Source organism: Campylobacter sp. P0085, from assembly GCF_002139495.1.
GTDB lineage: Bacteria > Campylobacterota > Campylobacteria > Campylobacterales > Campylobacteraceae > Campylobacter > Campylobacter devanensis.
In genome coordinates this window covers 1-19,404 of the sequence record NZ_MJKB01000006.1, presented here as the reverse complement: position 1 = coordinate 19,404, position 19,404 = coordinate 1, and the positions used below count along the sequence as shown (strand labels likewise).

Here is a 19,404-nt window from a genome sequence, read left to right as displayed (position 1 = left end):
ATTTTAATCCTTACAAAGCGCTAAAAACTCATCTTCAAATTTGGTTATAAAGCCTATGATTACATCTTTTACCGCTGGAGCAAATACACAAATTGTCTTTCCATCAAGCATAAAGCAGATATCTTTTAATATTTGTAGATCTTTTTTGCTTCCTTCGCCTTTACAAATTCGCTCCACAACTCGCATTCCCCAGCCACATCCCTCACGACATGGGGTACATTGCCCGCAGCTCTCTTCTGTGTAAAACTCAAGTAAATTCAAAAGCACCTTAGGCATACTGATCGTATCATCAAAAACCATCATACCGCCAGTACCAAGCGCACTCTTATACTCCCATAAATTCTCATAATCCAAAGTAGCCTTCATAACTTCATCTTTGGTTAATACCGCAGCAGATGATCCGCCAGGGATAACGGCTTTTAGCTCTCTATTTTTCCATACGCCACCGCCAAATTCATTGATAAAATCAATCATTTTAGTCCCAAATGGCATCTCTTTAACGCATGGAGTATTTACACATCCTGTTACGGCAAATAGCAGAGTACCAGGGGATTTTGGGGTTCCTACGCTTCTATATTTTTCCCAGCCATTTTTAACTATGAATGGTACGCTAGCGATGGTTTCGACATTATTTACCACACACGCACTACCAAACAAAAAATCCGGCTCAGCTCTATTATGTGGCTTTAATCTCGGATGCCCCCTTTTGCCTTCAATACTCTCTAAAAGTGCGCTCTTCTCACCGCAAATATAGGCCCCAGCACCTTTACAAACTATAATTTCTAGGCCACGCCTCTCATCTTTGGATTCATTAATGGCTCTTTGGATACTTTGATACTCTCTCTCATATTCGCCCCTAATGTAGATATAGGCTCTACACGCACCAAGAGCGTAAGCTGAGATTATGATACCTTCTATTAATAGATGGGGATCAAGATTGAAAATATACTTATCTTTACAAGTCCCAGGCTCGCTCTCATCGCCATTTACCACCAAATATCGTTTTTGGCTAGGCCAAGCTATCATATTTTTCCATTTAGTTCCACAATGGCCACCGCCACCGCCTTTGCCCCTTAATCCACTTTTGTCAATCGCATCTACTATATCCATTCTTGGCATTTTTAGAATTTCATCTAAATTCGCATATGCCCCATGAGCCTTAGCGACTTCTATTTTATTGGCATTAGGTATATCAAATCTAGCACTAACGACCTTCATTTTCTCTCCTTAGCCTTTCTATTAACTCTGTTATACTCTCTTTAGTCAAATCACCGATTTGCTCTAAATTTGATAACATACATGGCGCCTTCTCACAATATCCTAAGCACTCGCTCTCCCCAAGGCTAAAAAGCCCATCGCTAGTAGTTTCACCCATCTTGATCCCAAGAAGATCGCTAGCGGCTTTTATCACTTCATCGCCGCCTCTTAATTTACAAGTTATGGTTTTACAAAATTTAAGCTCATATTTGCCTTTTTTGCTCTCATTAAACATAGAGTAAAAGCCCATAACTTCAGCAAAGAATATAGCCTTAATTCCAAGAGTTTTTTCTAAATACAATATATCTTCAGAGCTGATAAATCCTTGTCTTCTTTGTAAAATCCAAAGAGCGGGTAATACTAGCGCTCTATCATCATCTACTTTTGTGCGTAGGTTATTTAAGCCTTCTAGCTCATCTTTTGTAAATTCAAAACTCATCTATCTAGCTCCCCAGCAATTATGTTTATACTACCTAAATTCAAGATACTATCAGCGATCAAGCCACCTCTAACCATATCGCTAAATGCGTTTAAAGCATAGAAACAAGGCGGTCTAAGCTTTAAGCGATATGGCATATTACCACCATCACTAACAATGAAAAATCCTAGCTCACCATTGCCACCCTCACTAGCACCATAGAAATGCCCCACAGGGAGCTTAATCCCATCAAAAATGATTTTAAAATGATTTATCAAAGCCTCAATATTGCCATATACTTCGCTTTTTGGTGGGAGAATTATATCTTTGTCTTTGATACAGATATCGCCATTTGGAATTCTCTTAATCGCTTGGCGGATGATAGAGACACTCTCTTTCATCTCATAAAATCTCACAAACATCCTATCATATATATCGCCACAGCTACCAACAGGGATATTAAAATCAAAGCTATCATAATAGTAATATGGCTTATCTTTTCTTAAATCATAATCCACGCCACTAGCTCTTAAATTTGGCCCTGTAAATCCATAGCTTAAAGCGTCTTGAGCGCTTATTTTACAGATATTTTGAACTCTATCTAAGAAAATTCTATTTTTTTCTATGAGAGTTAGAGTATCATCAAGGCCCTTTTCAACCTCTTTTAAATAGCCTAAAAGCTCATCTTCCCAACCATCATAAAAGTCATGCGCCATACCGCCGATTCTAGCAAATGAATTTGTAAATCTAGCACCAGTTAATCTAGATAAGAAGTTATAAATTTTCTCTCTAGGATTATATAAATACCAGTAATTTGTAAGCGCTCCCATATCCACAAACATCGCCCCAAGGCAAACCTCATGATCTATAATGCGAGCCAACTCACCCAAAATCACACGCATAAAAATCGCTCTATCAGGCAAGGTAACACCCAAGATATCCTCTACCGCCTTAGCATATCCGACATTATTTAGCATAGCAGAGCAGTAATTTAGCCTATCTGTATATGGTATGATCTGGGCATAGGTATGAGTCTCACAAGACTTCTCAAATCCCCTATGTAAATAGCCAATTTCAGTTACACAAGCAGCTATTTTCTCACCATCTAAAGCCATAAAATTGCGTATCGTCCCGTGCGTAGCAGGATGTGATGGGCCGATATTTAAAAATGTATATTTGATTTTAAATTCATCATTTTCTTCACTAGCAAGACCAAGATTTAAGAGCTGATCTCTCATCTCATCAACCAAGCTATCACTTTGAGTTAGAATTTGATATTTATCAATAGGATAATCCTTTCTTAATGGATGTCCGATAAATTCTTTATGATTTAATATGCGTCTAAGGTTTGGATGATTGTCAAATTTAACACCATATTGATCATAGCACTCTCTTTCAGCCCAATTAGCGCTTTTGTAAATTTCAGATACGCTTTTTAAGCTTTGATTCTCATCAATATCAGTTTGGATAATAAAATTTGAGCCTTTTAAAGAGCTAAATATATAATACAAACTAAATCTTTTTGGATTGTTTAAATTCAAATTATCCACACAGGCGATATCAGCCAAAATCTCATATTTCATCTCATCACGAGCGAATTTAACCGCTTCAAAAATACGCTCACTAGGGATTATAGCCGTGATAATGCCATTATATTCAGAGATTTTAGAATTAAATTTAGATATAAACGAATTAACCATCTAAAAGCCCCTTAAAATCTCTATGGCGATCTTTGATACTACCGGCTTTTATCTTTTGTTGGATAGCTAAAATCGCATCGATTATCGCTTCAGGCCTTGGCGGACAGCCGCTGATATAGGCATCAACTGGTATTATCTGATCTATCCCTTGAAGTGTGGTATAATTATCATAAAATCCCCCGCTACTAGCACAAGCCCCCATACTTACAACCCATTTTGGCTCACACATTTGATCATATATCTCTTTTAAAATCGGAGCTTGTTTAAATGATATTGTCCCAGCTACTATCATCAAATCCGCTTGCCGAGGCGAAAATCGCATAACTTCAGCGCCAAAACGGCTTAAATCATGCTTTGATGATACAGCACTCATAAACTCAATCGCACAACAGGCCGTCCCAAATATCATCGGCCAAAGCGAGTTGGATCTACCCCAGTTAAAAAGCGCATCTAATCTAGTTAAGATCAGATCATTTTTGACTAAATTTTCTATTCCCATCTTAAAATCTTCTTCTTATAAATATAGTATAATCCCACAAGCAAAATAGCCATAAAGACAAACATCTCAACCAAAGCATAAAGGCCAAGCTCCCTAAGGCTCACCGCCCACGGATACATAAACACAGCTTCAATATCAAATATCACAAAGACAATCGCCACAAGATAGTATTTGACATTTATACTAGAATTTATACCGCCATAGAAATTTACAATTCCGCTCTCATAAATTCGATTTTTTGAGCTATTGCTTTTGCCAGTTGGGCCAATCTTTTTGGTGAAATAAAAAGCCACACAAAGCGCTAAAACGATGAAAACATAGAGATAAAAACTCCATACAAGATTACTCTCCAAAGCCTTTTCCTTGAAATTTACTTTATTGATTTGGATGCAATTGTATCAAAAAGATTACCATTAATTCAATATCATAAAGAAATTAATTTTTTGTTTAAGAATATTATTAATAAATTTTATTATCTATCTAAATTCAGCTATAATTACTAATATTATAAATTCAAATTTAAGATTATAAAGCCTATAAAATCACACTTTAAAAGCTATCTTATTTAAAACTTAAATAAATTTATTAAATTAATTAAATTTGCTTTTATAGCTTTGTATTTAAAATAAATTTACATTATCACTTAAAAAAAGTAAAAATATAAGCCAAAATATTAAATTCCAAATTCAAATTCTAACAAATAGCCCAAATTCACCTATAATTTCTCCTTAATGTGTAAAATCGTAACATAATATAAATTTATATTTCTATTTTATACACTTTAAGGCTAGATTTGATTACAAATATGCTACAATCGCAAAATCAAAATAATTTTAATCCGGAGGTAGCATGAATAAAAAGGTGTTAAGCATAGTTATCTGGGCGGCAGTTGTATTTTTGGCTGTGCTTGGATTTGCTAAACTGACTATAGATAGAGGTGAGACAGTAAATGCTCTATGGTTTGTAGTTGCAGCTGTGTGTATCTACTCAATTGCCTATAGATTTTACGCTAAATACATAGCTCAAAAGGTCTTAGGCCTAGATGACAATAGAGCCACTCCCGCAGTGGTAAAAAACGATGGTCGTGACTTTGTCCCAACTAACAAAATTGTCCTATTTGGCCACCATTTTGCCGCTATTGCTGGTGCTGGGCCATTAGTAGGGCCGATTTTGGCAGCTCAAATGGGTTATTTGCCAGGTATGATTTGGCTTGTTGTGGGCGTTGTGATTGCCGGTGCCGTGCACGACTTTGTAGTTTTATGGTTATCAACTAGAAGGGATGGTAAAAGCCTTGGCGAGATGATAAAAATGGAGCTTGGCAAGGGTGTCGGAACTATAGCAATGATTGGAATTTTAGGTATTATGATGCTTATTGTGGCTATTTTGGCTTTGGTTGTTGTAAATGCCTTGGCTGAATCTCCATGGGGATTATTTACCATTGCGATGACACTTCCTATTGCTATTTTAATGGGAATTTGGATGAGATTTATCCGCCCAGGTAGAATAGGCGAGGCCTCTATATTTGGTTTTGTTATGCTTATGTTATCACTTTGGGGTGGGCATTATGTAGCTGCTGATCCATACTGGGCAGATGTATTTACTATCACTCCAGTAAATTTAGCATTTATTACAATTGGTTATGGTTTTGTAGCAGCAATCTTACCAGTATGGCTACTTTTAGCACCTAGGGATTATCTATCTACCTTCCTTAAAATCGGCGTTATATTTGCTATGGCGGTGATTATAATCTATTTAGGTTTAGGCGATTTTGCAGGTAATCAAAATATCCAAGTAGCAATGCCTATGGTTACTAAATTCACAGATGGTACAGGGCCAGTATTTGCTGGTAAATTATTTCCATTTTTATTCATTACCATTGCTTGTGGTGCTATTAGTGGTTTCCACGCTCTAATCTCTAGTGGAACATCGCCAAAAATGCTAGAAAAAGAGACTCACGCTAAAATGGTAGGTTATGGCTCAATGCTTATGGAGTCAGCTGTTGGTGTGATGGCGCTAATCGCAGCTATAATTATAACGCCAGATCTATACTTCGCTATCAATGTCGCTCCTGCTGGTTTGGGTACAGCTGAAGCTATATCAGCAGCTAGAAGTGCTGGCGAGGTATTTGGGGTATTCCAAGGCGAAGCAAGTCAAAGCTACTTAGCAGGTATTAAAGCTGCTGCTGCTAGTATCAACGCATTTGCTGGAGATATTATCAAAATCACCCCAGAAATGATAGAACAAAATATTCTAGCATTTACTAAAGAGGTTGGCGAGCCAAGCATTCTAAGTAGAACCGGTGGTGCACCTACATTCGCTCTTGGTTTTGCTGTCTTAATCTCTAAAATGCCAAGCTTTGAAGGCACAATGGCGTTTTGGTATCACTTTGCTATCTTATTTGAGGCATTATTTATCCTTACAGCAGTTGATGCTGGTACTAGAGCAGGGAGATTTATGGTACAAGATGTTTTAGGTAACTTCTATAAACCAATGGCAAATATCAGCTCAGTTCCAATGGGTCTAATAGCAACTCTTTTATGTGTAGCTGGTTGGGGATCTATATTATATATGGGTATCACCGATCCAACAGGCGGGGTTAAAGCATTATGGACGCTATTTGGTGTAAGTAATCAACTTCTTGCTGGTATTGCTCTACTTTTAGCAGTAAGTGTTTTATTTAAAATGAAACGTGGAAAACTAGCTTGGGTAGTAGTTGTACCTGTAATTTGGGTTTTAATCTCAACTATGAGTGCAGGCGTGCAAAAGCTACTTCCAGCAAACGGCGAGAGAGTTCATGACTCAGTAAGCCATGTAGCTGCATATCAAAATAATAGCAAAAAAGCAGCTGATCTAATGGCAAAAATAGAGTCTGGAACTCTTGATGATGCACAGCTTGTAGCAGCTGAAAAAGCATATAAAGCAGCTAATCAAGTAGCTAGAAACAACCTAATTAACGCTATTTTATGTGCAGTATTTATGGGTATTACTATAATTGTTCTAATTGCTACTTTAAGAGTCGTCGCTAGGGCAATAAGCGGCAAAGACCCTATAATCCCACTAGCAGAATCACCATATCTCAATGCCAAAGATTATGAGGGCAAAGCTGGATGTGGTAATCACCACTGCGGATGTGCTCACTAGGGGTTAGTATGCGAATTTGGAGCAAAATATCAGCATTTTATAAGAAAATTGATAGGTTTTCCCACTTACTAGTGGGAATGCCTAGCTATGATAAATATGTAGAATATATGGAGAAATTCCATCCAAATCAAACCCCAAAAAGCCAAAGAGAGTTTTTCAAAGAGGCTTTAGAGAAAAAATATGGAGCCGGCAGCTCTAGATGCTGCTAAGCTATGGATGAGAAGTAGACTATCTACTTCTCATCCATTAATGCATTTAATCAACTCACTTAAATTCACAAGCCACACCACGCAAATTCAGACAAATTTAATCAATTTACACCCCCAATCAAATATAAAATTTCAATAAAATATAACAAAATTATCGCAAAATTCAAGACAATTAAATTATAAATAAAAATATAATTAAATCCAAATTTGTGATAATTAACCTTGAAAGGCTTTTACAGGGGGTTAGGGGTTGTTAAGGGGGAAGCCAAGGCGTTGCTATCTTTCGTAGCGTCGCAAACGATGATTTGCATCGTTTTGCTCTCACGCTACTCAGCTGCCAAAAAAGCGCTTCCCCTTACCCCTTAAAAGAAATAAGCGAATTCAAGAATTTAATATTTCTCTAAGATTTCAAATTCGCTAATAAATTTGATTTATCTCACTCTAAAGATCCACCTGATAAAAAGAATAACCAATATCCCAATCAATATATATGGTAAATATTCGCCAAATATCATACTTAGCATCATGCCTAGCAAACCAATAAGCGAAACAATAACCAATATCGCCAATATCGCAATTACTATAAAACCCAAAATAAAAAACACTGATCGCTCCTGAATTTGTAAATAACATTATAACAATTTATGGTATCTAGCTTATAAAAATATCAATATAAATTTAAAATCTAAAATGAAATTTAAATTCCAAAACAGGGTAGCTCATTTTGACTTTGCACGGCAACAAGTCGCCGTTTGCGACAGGGAGTTACACTCCCTTGATCCATCTAAAGCCCCACTTCGTGGGGTATCCCATTTTTAACATTCCAAATTTTCGCCACAAAACAACCATTTAAGGTTATTTTGTTATTGCGAAAATTTTGTAAAAGCCTTCCAAAGTTACTGCGCTGGGCGCAGATTTTAATCTTTCTTAAAACTCTTTGAGTTTTAAGAAAAAGTGGCGCTTTTGGAATTTTAAAATTCCAAAAGTCTTGCTCTATTTTAAAGCAAGTGGCTAAGTGATTTATGATGAAATTTTAGCTTGAGTATATTTTTACAAAATCAAAAGCCAAACCAACCAGCTATACCGCTGCACATACTTTTTACGCCTCCCCATGCTGCGCTAGCTACCCTTCCTATACCTCTGCCTACGGCCTTTACACCTTCTACTGCTGCGCTAGCTACTTTTTTGGCTACTTTTGCGGCGCCTTGGACTACTTTTGAGCCTATGGCTTTTCCAACAAATGTTCCGATAGTAGCACCGATAGCTGCACCAGCAGCCGTACCAGCAGGGCCAAATATAGTCCCTAATGTTCCACCGATTGTAGATCCTACGGCCATACCTACTTTGCCAGTTGCTTCGCCTACTATTGTTCCGGCTGCGGTGGAAGCTGTATTTATGGCCATATTACTGATCGCTTCTGTGGTGCTGATTTTCCCATCGGCTAATTCACTTAGGGTCTTGATATTTTCTATGCTACTAGATGCTATGCTACCCATTACGCCACCTGTTTTTATAGGCATACGGTCTGTAGGTATCGATTTTGCAAAAACGCTAAGGGCGCCACCGGTAATGATTTTAAGCTTATCGCTATTATCTGTGCCCTTTATAGTCTCATCTATGATAGCTTTTGCTTCATCTTTGACACCACCAGCTGCGACTTTTAAGATATTAGAAAATTTAAAATCTGGATTTTCTAATATATATTTACTAGCGCTTTGGGCGCCCCCTAGGGCTGTTCGTTTCAGGCTCTCCTCTGCAAACTCTTGGATTTTATCCATTATAGGAGAGCTGTTTTCTATCTCTTTTTCTATGATTTCTGGCTCTATGGCCTCTATATCTTCGCCTGAGCGCCTAGCTAACTCTAATGTATCATAGAGATTTGCTTTTTTAAGATCTTTTGTCACAGCACTTAAATCATTAGGATTTATAAATTTCTTAATTCTCTCCATAAGCCAGCTTTTTATGCTTACGCCTTTACTCTTGGCTTTTAAAAGATCTGCTTTTTCCTCATTTATACATTTGATAATCTCTATTATATCATGCGTTGTGGCCTTGATCTCGTTTATATCTACATTTGGAAGCTCTTTTTGAATTTGGTTTTCTAGCCACTGATCTAGGCTAAATTTCTCTTTGTTTTCAACATAGCTATTTAAAAATCTAGCCAAAGTAGTAGATAGTATCTCTACTTCTTTTTCGTTTAACTGCGTAGAATAAAATTTATCTAAGCTTTGATTTATTTTTGGCATTTTAAATCCTTATTATTAATCTTGCTTATCATCAATACTTGCTTTTTTGATATCCATTTTTGAGATTCTCTCTTTTAGGCTATCGATTTTATCTTTTAGGGTTACAGATATGCTTTTGGTTTCTTTTATTTTTTTAGTGATATTTTCTGTGCTTATATATTCTCTGTCTTGGATAAAACTTTCTTCAAAGCTCTCTTTTATCACTGATTCTAAGTCCGCACCACTAAAGCCATCAGTAAGCTTAGCTAATTCAAAAACATCAATATCAGCTGTTTTTGTCTTGCTTCTGCGCTCTAAATGTAGCTTTAAAATCTCTTTTCGCTCTGTGAAATTTGGCAAATCGACAAAAAATATCTCATCAAACCTACCCTTACGCAAAAACTCAGGCGGCATACCGCTTAAATCATTTGCCGTCGCTACTACAAATACGGAATTTGACTTCTCTTGTAGCCAGGTCAAAAACTGCCCAAATAGCCTGACTGTCACCTCATGCCCATTGCCATTAGACATACCGGCAAAGGCTTTTTCTATCTCATCTATCCACAAAACACAAGGATTTATCTCTTCACTTAGCCTCAAAGCTCTTTGCATATTTGCTTCTGATTCGCCTATATATTTACCAAGTAGCCTACCCACATCAAGACGAACAAGCGGAATCCCAAAAAGATCAGCCGTGATCTTAGCGCTTAGGCTTTTGCCACAGCCTGGCATACCGACTATCATCACTCCTTTTGGTATATCTACGCCGTATTTGCGTGCTTTGTCTAGGTTTCTTATGATATGAGCTTTATCTTTTAGCCATTTTTTTAGCACGCTAAGTCCGCCTAGATTTGCCATAGTTTCTTTGACTTCTATGATTTCTAGCATTCCTGATTTTTTGACAAATTGACTTTTTTGTGAGATGATAAATTCATTATCATCCCCATTTATCTCGCCATTTTGCTGATAAGCTAAGGTTAGAATTCTATCTATTTCAAATTTTGTCAAACCTTTTAAATTTAAAGTAAGCTTATCAAAAAACTCATCTTTGATAGTGATACCATAATCATCTGCGAATTTTTGGATTATATCTTTTATCTCTTTCTCTTTTGGCACTGGAGTTTCAAATATGGTTATGTGATGTTCTAGTTTGGCTGGGATTGTCCTTTTTGTACTTAGCAAAAACACTGTTATATAGTAGTCATCATCATAGATATTTGCACTTGCTATCCTATCTAGCATAGCTATGATTTTTGGATTTTCTAGCTCGTGATCGATGTTTTTTAGTACCAAAAACATAGGCTTTGGATTGTCATTTTGGCTAGCTAGTCTTGCTTGGTCATCCTTTTGTATTAAAAACTCCAAAAGAGCATTTTCTACTGGCAAACCACCACCATTTGGAGATTTGTTATCAAAGTCTATTTGCCCCAACGCTTCATTATATTCAAAGACCTCTCTACCATCATTTTTGGCTATCTTTCTTATCAAATTTTCATTTTGTCTAAAATCTATGCTAGGCATAAGTATAATGCTACAAAGCGACTGTATATATGAGTTTAGCTTTTGTATTACCATTTTATAGCTCCACATATGCTATATAGGCGTTATTATTTGAACTTTGAAAATTTAGCCCATTTAAAATAATAAATTTACCATTTATCTCATCTATACCAATTGGTTTATTTGTCTCTCCAACTTTTGGGATTTGACTAGCTTTGGTTGAGCTAGATATCCCTAGCACCAAGACCCTTTTATTGCTAGCTACTAAATCTCTCCAAAGCCCATCAGTAGAGCCATTAAATATCTTTATCACATCGCCTAATTTACTATAATCAAATTTTAGACTCTCATAAACAACTTTGCTAATAGCTTCAAAATACCCATAACGAAGGTAATCAATAGGCTTTAAGTTGATACTATTTAAATACTCTTTTGTTTTATCATCTATCTCTTCATCGCCAATATAGCAGTATTTATTATGATCTTTAGTTGCTTCTATTTTTATATACGCCAAAATCATCTTGCGGATTTTCTCTGTTCCTAGCCCAAAGATAAGCGCAAGTGGAGCATCAGTTTTAAACACATTAACAAGCGTTTGAAACTGCAATAAAAATAGATCAAAATAGTCGTTTTCTATGATTTTTAGGTTGCTTTTGATTTTTTCTACATTTTCACTATTTTTTATAATATCCCAAATTATATCGCGGAATTTATCGTGATACTCTCGTAAAAAAGATTTAGCGTTTTTCTCTAGATTTTCGTTGGTTTTTAGCAAATTTTCTTTGTATTCTTTGTAGTTGATATCAGCTAGAGTTATTTTAAGATCGTTTTTATCAAGATGATCCATATCAAAGATTTTTAGAATACTCTGCGCTAAGTTATCGCTATTTTGGTCTAGCTTTTTTAGCTCTTTTAGCTCGGTTTCTAGCCCTTGGACTTCTAGCCACCGCATTAGCAAGCCACTTTTGAAATGCTCCATTATATGTTCTATGTTGAAGTTATTTTGTAGAGATTCTAGGCTAGATACACTAGCACCATTTACTTGGAGATTAAATTTAATTTTTTTTGCCATTTTTATCCTTTTTATAAAGTTATATATTCATCATCATTGCTGTTTTGCTTTTTGGATAGTTCTATCTTTCTATCTGCTAGGGATTGAGGCGTTTTTGCCATCATCTCTCTGTATCCTATCATTGCATTTAGCAACTCCTGTCGTTTAGCTTTTATTTCATTTTCTTCTGACGCTACTTGTGCTGTCGTAGTAGATTGCGTAGATTCTTGTCCAACTTGCTCCATAACGGCGGCAATAGCCGAAAAAACACTACTTTGCGTGGATTGTTGCCTAGTTTGTTCAGCTTGACCAACTTGTTGCAAAAATTTTCCTATAGCCGAATACAATGGCATTTTTACTCCTTTTATATAATTAAAGTATTAGAATTTAGCTTATAATAAGCCAAATTCAACGAATCAAACATCAGCGAGCAATGCTCTTATACCAATTTATAAAGTCAGGGCCAATCATTTTTTCAAATAACCCTAATTTGCGTTTTCCAATCAGCTCACCATCATAACTATAAACATAAAAATAATCAGCCTTTATGAGAAAAATAGCGCCATCATAGCCCTCTATATCTTCTGGCGAGGTTATAGCTACTATCTTATCAGCTGGTAGACTTAGTATCTCTTGGTCTCTATCATCGTAAAATACAACTTTGCTGCCTTTTTTCTTATATGAACTTGGTTCTGGGTTCATTGCTATCCTTTATTGTCTAAATTTGATTAGCCAAACGCACATAAATAGAGCCTTTAATAGTGATACCGCTACTTTAAATTTCACTGATATTTTGACCTATTTGCTATGAAAATTTATTGCTAATCTTTTGATAAAAAATATTGTAATTATATCCCCCCCTATAAAGCTAAGCTTAATTTGCTAGATTACGGGGCAAATTAAGCTATTTTATTTCCTAAATTTTTAGTAAATTTTAAAATTTATTAAAGACTCAAAAGAGGTTTTTATAAAATGAGTAAATAGATGATACATAGCAGCCCCAGAGCTGCAGCTAAGCGCAGTGCAAATCACTATAACAAAAACTCAATCTTATTAAATTTAGTTTAATATGCAAACCTTAACTTGCATTTATATATTATTTGATTTTTACTTGCGATTTATTACCACAAAGATACAATGACTCCATAATACAAACGCTATTAGCGGCAATGTATTTGCAAAATTATATTAGTATTTTCATCATTTATTTTAGTATTTTTATGCTAAAAAATCTAAATTTATCTAAATATTAAGCCAAAATTTCACAAAAACTAAGTATCATAAGCGCCAAATTAATTAGGTGAATTGTGGAATTTGTAAATTATTTAGGGCAGGAAAATGTCGTAACATTCTTTTTGCTTCTTGTGCGGACTGGTGCTTTGATGGTGTTTTTTCCATTTTTTAACCATATGCAAATTCCTATGACAATCAAAGCCACACTCTCATTTATGCTTACATTATATCTATTCCCGCTCGCTACTCCGCCAGCAAATTTAGATGGTATAAATGTTCAGTATCTTATACTTGAAGCGCTCTCTGAACTTATGCTTGGATTATGTGTTGGGGTACTTTTGATGCTTGTTTTTGGCGCAGTGCAACTAGCAGGTGAGCAGATATCGATGATTATGGGATTTTCAATGGCAACAGTTATTGACCCACAAAGCGGAATAAATGCCCCACTAATCTCAAATATCTTAAATTTAATAGTTTTACTGGCATTTTTGTTATTTGATGGGCATCATTTAGTGTTATATTTTTTGGCTTATGGACTTGAATATATCCCACTTGGTGGCTTCTATCCTGAGCAAAATATCTTAAAATACGCTTCCCAAGGTATGGTAAATCTCTTTTTATATGGCTTTATAATCTCATTTCCGATTTTAGCACTTACTCTAATGTCGGATTTGATTTTTGGAATGCTTATGAAGACCATGCCGCAATTTAACCTACTAGTTGTAGGATTTCCAATTAAAATTACTATCGCTTTTGTTGTACTAATGGCGATTTTGGCTGTTATTGTTAAGGTATTTACAACGCTAATGATGAGAGTTTTAAACGATTTACCAAGTTTATTTTTCTAAATAAAGCAATACATAATGAAAATTTGCGTAAAATAGTGTAAATTTTTTAAGGGGTAGTCTATGAAGGTGATTTTGCTAAATAATAATCCAGCAGTTTCAAAACTTGTGAGTGTGAGTTTAAATAAACTTGGATATACTTTTGCTGAGATTGATAATTTAGAGTATTTAACTAGCAATGATGCTGATTTAATTATATGTGATAGCGGGCTTTATGATAGTAAAATTAATTACTTAGAATATGCAAAAAATCAGCTATTTTTAATCCCTAGAAATCGAGCTGATGAGTATAATCTAGCTAAAAGCCAAACTCTACAAAAGCCATTTTTGCCAACTGATTTTATTGATGTAGTAAAAAGAATCTTAGTTGAGATTCCAAAATCAACTAAAATAGTAGAACCTAAACCTAGCGATATCAAAGTAGGGGATGAATTTGGTCAGATTCATACTAATGATAAGATAGATGTATTTAGTGATTTAAATAGCGATGAATTGCCTGATGATATCAATAAACTCCAAGATGATTTTGAAAATAGCTCATTCGATGATGAAAATCATGAAGAACAAGAGCTTGAGCAATTTGAGAATTTAATCGAAGTAGCTGAACCTGAGCTAGCTAAGGATGAATTTGATGATGATTTAGGACTTGATGATGAGTCTGGCAAGATTGAGAGCCTAATGGATAAATCAAAAGATGTTAATAATCTTACTGATGATTTAATGAGCGACAATAAAGAGTTAAATATTGCAACAGATGAGTTTAATCTAGATAACATAGATGATGAACTAGCTAAACTTGATAGTTTAGAATATGAGACAGATAATTTAACAGATAAAAACCTCAATAAATCAGTAGATGAATCACAAGCTAAAAGCATAGATAATCAGATCAACGCAAATAACCAAATTCAAGAATTAGATGATGCTGATTTAGATCTAGATAATCCAGGTATCAAACTTAATGAGATAGATAGTTTAGATGATAAAAAAGAACTTGATACTTTAGATAATACAGATAATTTAGCAGATAAAAACCTCAATAAATCAGTAGATGAATCACAAGCTAAAAGCATAGATAATCAGATCAACGCAAATAACCAAATTCAAGAATTAGATGATGCTGATTTAAATCTAGATAATCCAGGTATCAAGCTTAATGAGATAGATAGTTTAGATGATAAAAAAGAACTTGATACTTTAGATAATAAAGCCAGTGAGATTAAGGCATTAGATGATTTAAGCAACGATGAACAAATAATAGATAATTTAGATAATCAAGCGCAAGAATCAAGTCCAAGCAATAAACTTAACGATGAACAAAAGCAGCAAAATATTAAAGATATAACCAGTGAATATGAGAATATCAAGCTTGATATCTCAGCATTGGATGCGCTTCCTGATGGCGATGGTGAGGTTGATAATGCCGAATTTGACACTACATTTAAAGATGAAATAAAAGATGAATCAGCTATAAAACCAGTTGGCAAACCAGAACTTGAATCTAAATTTCAAGATGACTCTGTGGCAGATTTGGCTGCTACACCACAAGAGATTACAGAATGTGATGAGATAGATAAAGAGTCAGTTATCCAGCCTGAAACGGTTGCTAAGTTTGCGACTGATGAATTTGAACAAACTCAACCAGTACAAGAATCAAAGAGCGAATTTGAATTTAAAGATAAATCAATGGATGAATCAACTCAAAAAACTAAGCCAGCATTCTTGGTCGAAGAGATTGGCCTAGATAAATCTGATAATGAGCTAGATGATCTTGAGAGTGAACTAGCAGGTTTTGAGAGCGATCTAGCAAATATTAAAAGTAGCCAAGATGATGAGCCTTTAGATTTTGATGAAAGTCAAGATTTTAATGAGCTAGCCAACGAGAATGACCAAGTTAAAGATGTTGAATACACTGAGAATTTAAACAAATTAAGCAGTATGCTTGATGAGATTGATAATATGGATTGTGAGAATAATATGAAAAACCAAGATTTAAGCAATAGTTATGAAGCTAGCACAATTGATGAGATAGAAGAAGCTGCTATAAAAGAAGCCCTTCATGAAGAAAATAACAAAGAAGATAGCCAAACCCAAAACGAACCAAAAGTTAATCAATCAGATAAGAACGCTGTAGAAAACAAAACAGAACCAAGCCAAAATGAACAAAAAGAGATAGCCCAGGTTCTAGCCTCACAAATTGGCGAGGGATTAGGAAGAGCATTTAGCACTAGCGCCTTAAAAGATGTATTAAAAGATATTAATATTAATATTAATATTAGTTTTGAAGGCAGATAATGAGCGGTCAAATTCTAATAATAAGCGGCCCAAGCGGAAGTGGAAAAAGTACGCTATTATCACGCTTAATGGCCGAATTTGACAATCTTTATTTTTCTATTTCTAGTACAACTAGAGAACCACGAGCTGGAGAGAAAAATGGGGTTGATTATAACTTTATTAGTACTGATGAATTTAAACAAGGAATTGAGCAAGGTAAATTTTTAGAGTGGGCAAATGTGCATAAAAATTATTATGGCACTAGCCTAGAACCAGTAGAAAAAGCTCTAAAAGATGATAAAATTGTGATTTTTGATATCGATGTTCAAGGCTTTCATCTAGCAATGAAGCAATATAAGGAGTTAATTACCTCAGTTTTTATAACTACAAAAGATAGACTCGAACTAAAAAAACGACTAATAAAGCGTGGCAGCGATGATGAGCAAACCATTGAAAATAGGTTATTTAACGCAGCTACCGAAATCGCTCACATTGGCGAATATGACTATCTTATCATCAATGATGATTTAGATAGTTCATATGAAAAACTTAAGGCAATTTTTATCTCTATGAGATCAAAAACACAAAGCTTTATCATAAATGATGTGATAGAGAGCTGGAGCGAATGCTAAATTTAACAAATTTAAATTTTAATTAAGGAGAAAATTATGGGTAGTATGAGTATAAGTCACTGGTTGATAGTTTTAGCAATTATTGTTTTGCTTTTTGGTGCTAAAAAAATCCCTGAATTAGCAAAAGGTATGGGTAAAGGAATTAAAAGCTTTAAAAAAGAGATGGAAGATGATACATCATTAGAAAAAATTGAAAAAACTGAGGATACAACTCAAATAAAAAAAGATGAAACTCAAAAGAGTGCCTAATGAGTGCTAAAGATACTCTAAAAAATGAGATAAGCGCTATTTTAGGGCGTGAAGTTGTAATAGAAAAACCAAAGGATAAAACCCTAGCTCACTATGCTACACCACTTGCTTTTGGATTAGCTAAAGAGTTAAAAAAATCCCCAGTAGCTATCGCTGCTCAGATGGCACAGCAATTTAGTTCGCCAAACTACGAAGTAACTGCCGTAAATGGATATATAAATTTCAAACTCAGTGGCGATTTTTTAGATTCTTTGGCTAATGATGCACTTAAAAGTGGAGATAAATTTGGCTCAAAAGAGATTACAAATCCTAAAAATATATTTTTAGAATATATAAGTGCCAACCCAACAGGTCCATTACACATTGGCCATGTAAGAGGCGCAGTCTATGGCGATACATTAGCTAGAGTAGCTAGACATATTGGCGTAGGAGTTCATACTGAGTATTATATCAATGATGCTGGCAATCAAATCGATCTACTAGGCATATCTATTACGCTTAGAGCAAAAGAGATTTTATTTAATGAGACAGTTGAGTATCCTGAGAAATATTACAGGGGTGATTATATTGATGAGCTAGCGCATAAAGCTTACGATAAATTTGGCAAAGAAATTTTTGAGTCAAGTCGTAACTCTGAACTAGCCGAATTTGCCAAAGATGAAGTTTTAAAAATTATCAAAAAAGACCTAGCTGATGCTGGAATATTCATAGATAATTGGGCTAGTGAAAAATCATATTATGATCAATTAGAACAAACTTTAGAGCAATTAGAAAAAAGCGGTCAAGTGTATAAAAAAGATAGCACTACCTATATCGCTTCAAGCAAACTTGGCGATGATAGTGACAGGGTAGTAGTACGAAGCGACGGCCGTCCAACATATTTAGCTGGTGATATTATCTATCATAATGTCAAATTTGCTAATGATTTTGATACATATATCAACATTTGGGGTGCAGACCACCATGGATATATCGCTAGATTAAAGGCTGCGATTAATTTTCTAGGTTATGATGAGAACAAACTAGAGGTAATTTTAATGCAGATGGTAAGCTTATTAAAAGATGGTAAGCCATTTAAAATGAGCAAAAGAGCTGGTACATCAGTGTTAATGAGCGATATTTTAGCCGAGATTGGAAGTGATGCGCTTAGATTTATTTTCATATCTAAGGCTGGCAATTCAAGCTTAGAATTTGATATTGATGAGCTTAAAAAACAAGATAGCTCAAATCCAATATTTTACATTAACTACGCTCACGCTAGAGTAAATCAAATCTTTGCCAAAGCTGGTAAATCGCCTGAAGATGTAGCAAATGTATCACTAGCAAATTTAAGCGATGATGGTAAGAATTTATTATTTGAAGCGCTTACCATGCCTGAAGTCTTAGAAGATGCTCTAAACCAAAGAAGTTTACACAAAATTCCTGATTACCTCAAATCGCTTAGCGCAAGTTTTCATAAATTCTATAACGAAAATAGAGTTGTAGGAAGTCAAAATGAAGATGAATTGCTAAAGCTTTTTAGCGTTGTAGCACTTAGTATAAAAGTAGCATTAAATTTAATGGGAATAAAAGCTAAGGATATAATGGAAAATTAATCCCAAAGACTTATACACCCTTGGGGTTTTTAGTTTTAATTTATTATGTTCAAAAATAATGCCATCTAAGATTATTGCGCTCTTTTTTAGAAATTAAATATCTTAGTATGGCTTTATCTCTTAATTTTTTAGCCGCAAACCGATTTACTAGTATAAATTTCTAATAATTCATTTAAATTCGCAATGACAAACTTAGCATCATCATCACTCATCATCTGATGGCACGGCAGACTAAGCTCAGCTCTATAAAAATCCTCAGCACCATCTAATCTCATCTCACCATATAAATTTTTATAAAAGCTAAATTGATAAGTTGGCTTATAATGTACTTGTACCCCAATGCCCATAGCGTGAAGTTCGTTATAGATATCCTCTTTTACGCACCATAAATTCGAGTTTAAAAGCACCGGATATAGATGCCTGGCACTTCTTATATTATCTGGGATATCTATCGTTTTTAGATATTTTGAGTTTTTAAAGGCATTATCATATATCTTAGCAATCTCATAACGCCTAGAGATAAACTTATCAAGCTTTTTGATTTGGCTTAGCCCCAAAGCACACGCCACATCGCTT

19 protein-coding genes are annotated in these 19,404 nt (G+C 34.9%); 8 read left to right on the top strand and 11 right to left on the bottom strand.

The features are described from left to right. Nucleotides 1-3: 3 nt before the first annotated feature. The 5 genes from nuoF to CIGNP85_RS07360 are packed head-to-tail and all read right to left on the bottom strand — an operon-like array spanning nucleotide 4 to nucleotide 4,227. Complete coding sequence (nuoF, locus tag CIGNP85_RS07380) at nucleotides 4-1,218, bottom strand: NADH-quinone oxidoreductase subunit NuoF (protein WP_086229795.1); 1,215 nt, start codon at nucleotides 1,216-1,218, stop codon at nucleotides 4-6. Then, entirely contained in the window at nucleotides 1,205-1,696 is a 492-nt protein-coding gene (locus CIGNP85_RS07375) for an NADH-quinone oxidoreductase subunit NuoE family protein (protein ID WP_086225608.1), read from the bottom strand. The genes nuoF and CIGNP85_RS07375 overlap by 14 nt, the downstream gene beginning before the upstream one ends. Further along, nucleotides 1,693-3,375: an NADH-quinone oxidoreductase subunit D gene (locus CIGNP85_RS07370; protein ID WP_086252672.1), complete on the bottom strand. Its 1,683-nt coding sequence runs from the start codon at nucleotides 3,373-3,375 to the stop codon at nucleotides 1,693-1,695. The genes CIGNP85_RS07375 and CIGNP85_RS07370 overlap by 4 nt, the downstream gene beginning before the upstream one ends. Next, nucleotides 3,368-3,874 (bottom strand): NADH-quinone oxidoreductase subunit B, encoded by a 507-nt coding sequence (locus CIGNP85_RS07365; protein ID WP_086225610.1) that lies wholly within the window; start codon nucleotides 3,872-3,874, stop codon nucleotides 3,368-3,370. The genes CIGNP85_RS07370 and CIGNP85_RS07365 overlap by 8 nt, the downstream gene beginning before the upstream one ends. Further along, nucleotides 3,865-4,227: an NADH-quinone oxidoreductase subunit A gene (locus CIGNP85_RS07360; protein ID WP_086252671.1), complete on the bottom strand. Its 363-nt coding sequence runs from the start codon at nucleotides 4,225-4,227 to the stop codon at nucleotides 3,865-3,867. Before CIGNP85_RS07360 ends, CIGNP85_RS07365 begins: the two co-directional genes overlap by 10 nt. Nucleotides 4,228-4,723: 496 nt before the next feature. Here CIGNP85_RS07360 and CIGNP85_RS07355 point away from each other — a divergent pair, with 496 nt between their 5' ends. Genes CIGNP85_RS07355 through CIGNP85_RS08400 form a run of 3 tightly spaced genes read left to right on the top strand, consistent with a single transcriptional unit; the run spans nucleotide 4,724 to nucleotide 7,363 of the window. Next, the gene (locus CIGNP85_RS07355) at nucleotides 4,724-7,015 is read left to right on the top strand and encodes a carbon starvation CstA family protein (RefSeq protein WP_086287703.1); all 2,292 of its coding nucleotides are present in this window, start codon (nucleotides 4,724-4,726) and stop codon (nucleotides 7,013-7,015) included. Between the two features lie 8 nt (nucleotides 7,016-7,023). Beyond that, complete coding sequence (gene kcuS, locus CIGNP85_RS07350; protein ID WP_086268283.1) at nucleotides 7,024-7,224, top strand: KCU-star family selenoprotein; 201 nt, start codon at nucleotides 7,024-7,026, stop codon at nucleotides 7,222-7,224. After that, the gene (locus CIGNP85_RS08400) at nucleotides 7,196-7,363 is read left to right on the top strand and encodes a hypothetical protein (protein WP_179187402.1); all 168 of its coding nucleotides are present in this window, start codon (nucleotides 7,196-7,198) and stop codon (nucleotides 7,361-7,363) included. Before kcuS ends, CIGNP85_RS08400 begins: the two co-directional genes overlap by 29 nt. Nucleotides 7,364-8,282: 919 nt before the next feature. Here CIGNP85_RS08400 and CIGNP85_RS07345 read toward each other — a convergent pair. From CIGNP85_RS07345 to CIGNP85_RS07325, 5 genes are all read right to left on the bottom strand, one after another. Next, nucleotides 8,283-9,470 carry a hypothetical protein gene (locus CIGNP85_RS07345; protein ID WP_086287701.1) on the bottom strand — a complete coding sequence of 396 codons (1,188 nt, stop codon included), beginning with the start codon at nucleotides 9,468-9,470 and terminating at the stop codon, nucleotides 8,283-8,285. A 15-nt stretch (nucleotides 9,471-9,485) separates the two neighbouring features. Beyond that, nucleotides 9,486-11,024 carry an AAA family ATPase gene (locus CIGNP85_RS07340; protein ID WP_179187401.1) on the bottom strand — a complete coding sequence of 513 codons (1,539 nt, stop codon included), beginning with the start codon at nucleotides 11,022-11,024 and terminating at the stop codon, nucleotides 9,486-9,488. A 1-nt stretch (nucleotide 11,025) separates the two neighbouring features. Then, on the bottom strand, nucleotides 11,026-12,021 hold the full coding sequence (locus tag CIGNP85_RS07335; RefSeq protein WP_086287697.1) for a hypothetical protein: 996 nt from the start codon (nucleotides 12,019-12,021) through the stop codon (nucleotides 11,026-11,028). Nucleotides 12,022-12,032: 11 nt separating this feature from the next. Further along, entirely contained in the window at nucleotides 12,033-12,353 is a 321-nt protein-coding gene (locus tag CIGNP85_RS07330) for a hypothetical protein (protein WP_086287695.1), read from the bottom strand. Between the two features lie 70 nt (nucleotides 12,354-12,423). Further along, nucleotides 12,424-12,702, bottom strand: a complete 279-nt coding sequence (locus CIGNP85_RS07325; protein WP_086226898.1) for a hypothetical protein — start codon at nucleotides 12,700-12,702, stop codon at nucleotides 12,424-12,426. A gap of 605 nt (nucleotides 12,703-13,307) precedes the next feature. Here CIGNP85_RS07325 and fliR point away from each other — a divergent pair. Genes fliR through argS form a run of 5 tightly spaced genes read left to right on the top strand, consistent with a single transcriptional unit; the run spans nucleotide 13,308 to nucleotide 18,828 of the window. Continuing rightward, nucleotides 13,308-14,081, top strand: a complete 774-nt coding sequence (gene fliR / locus CIGNP85_RS07320) for a flagellar biosynthetic protein FliR (RefSeq protein WP_086225619.1) — start codon at nucleotides 13,308-13,310, stop codon at nucleotides 14,079-14,081. A gap of 60 nt (nucleotides 14,082-14,141) precedes the next feature. Beyond that, complete coding sequence (locus tag CIGNP85_RS07315; protein ID WP_086287692.1) at nucleotides 14,142-16,373, top strand: hypothetical protein; 2,232 nt, start codon at nucleotides 14,142-14,144, stop codon at nucleotides 16,371-16,373. Then, on the top strand, nucleotides 16,373-16,984 hold the full coding sequence (gmk, locus tag CIGNP85_RS07310; RefSeq protein WP_086225621.1) for a guanylate kinase: 612 nt from the start codon (nucleotides 16,373-16,375) through the stop codon (nucleotides 16,982-16,984). The genes CIGNP85_RS07315 and gmk overlap by 1 nt, the downstream gene beginning before the upstream one ends. Before the next feature lie 36 nt (nucleotides 16,985-17,020). Then, nucleotides 17,021-17,233 (top strand): twin-arginine translocase TatA/TatE family subunit, encoded by a 213-nt coding sequence (tatA, locus tag CIGNP85_RS07305; RefSeq protein WP_086225622.1) that lies wholly within the window; start codon nucleotides 17,021-17,023, stop codon nucleotides 17,231-17,233. Continuing rightward, nucleotides 17,233-18,828 (top strand): arginine--tRNA ligase, encoded by a 1,596-nt coding sequence (gene argS, locus CIGNP85_RS07300; RefSeq protein ID WP_086287690.1) that lies wholly within the window; start codon nucleotides 17,233-17,235, stop codon nucleotides 18,826-18,828. Before tatA ends, argS begins: the two co-directional genes overlap by 1 nt. A 128-nt stretch (nucleotides 18,829-18,956) precedes the next feature. Here argS and CIGNP85_RS07295 read toward each other — a convergent pair. After that, the coding region (locus tag CIGNP85_RS07295) for a DegT/DnrJ/EryC1/StrS family aminotransferase (RefSeq protein ID WP_179187400.1) at nucleotides 18,957-19,404 on the bottom strand (448 nt) is incomplete at its 5' end.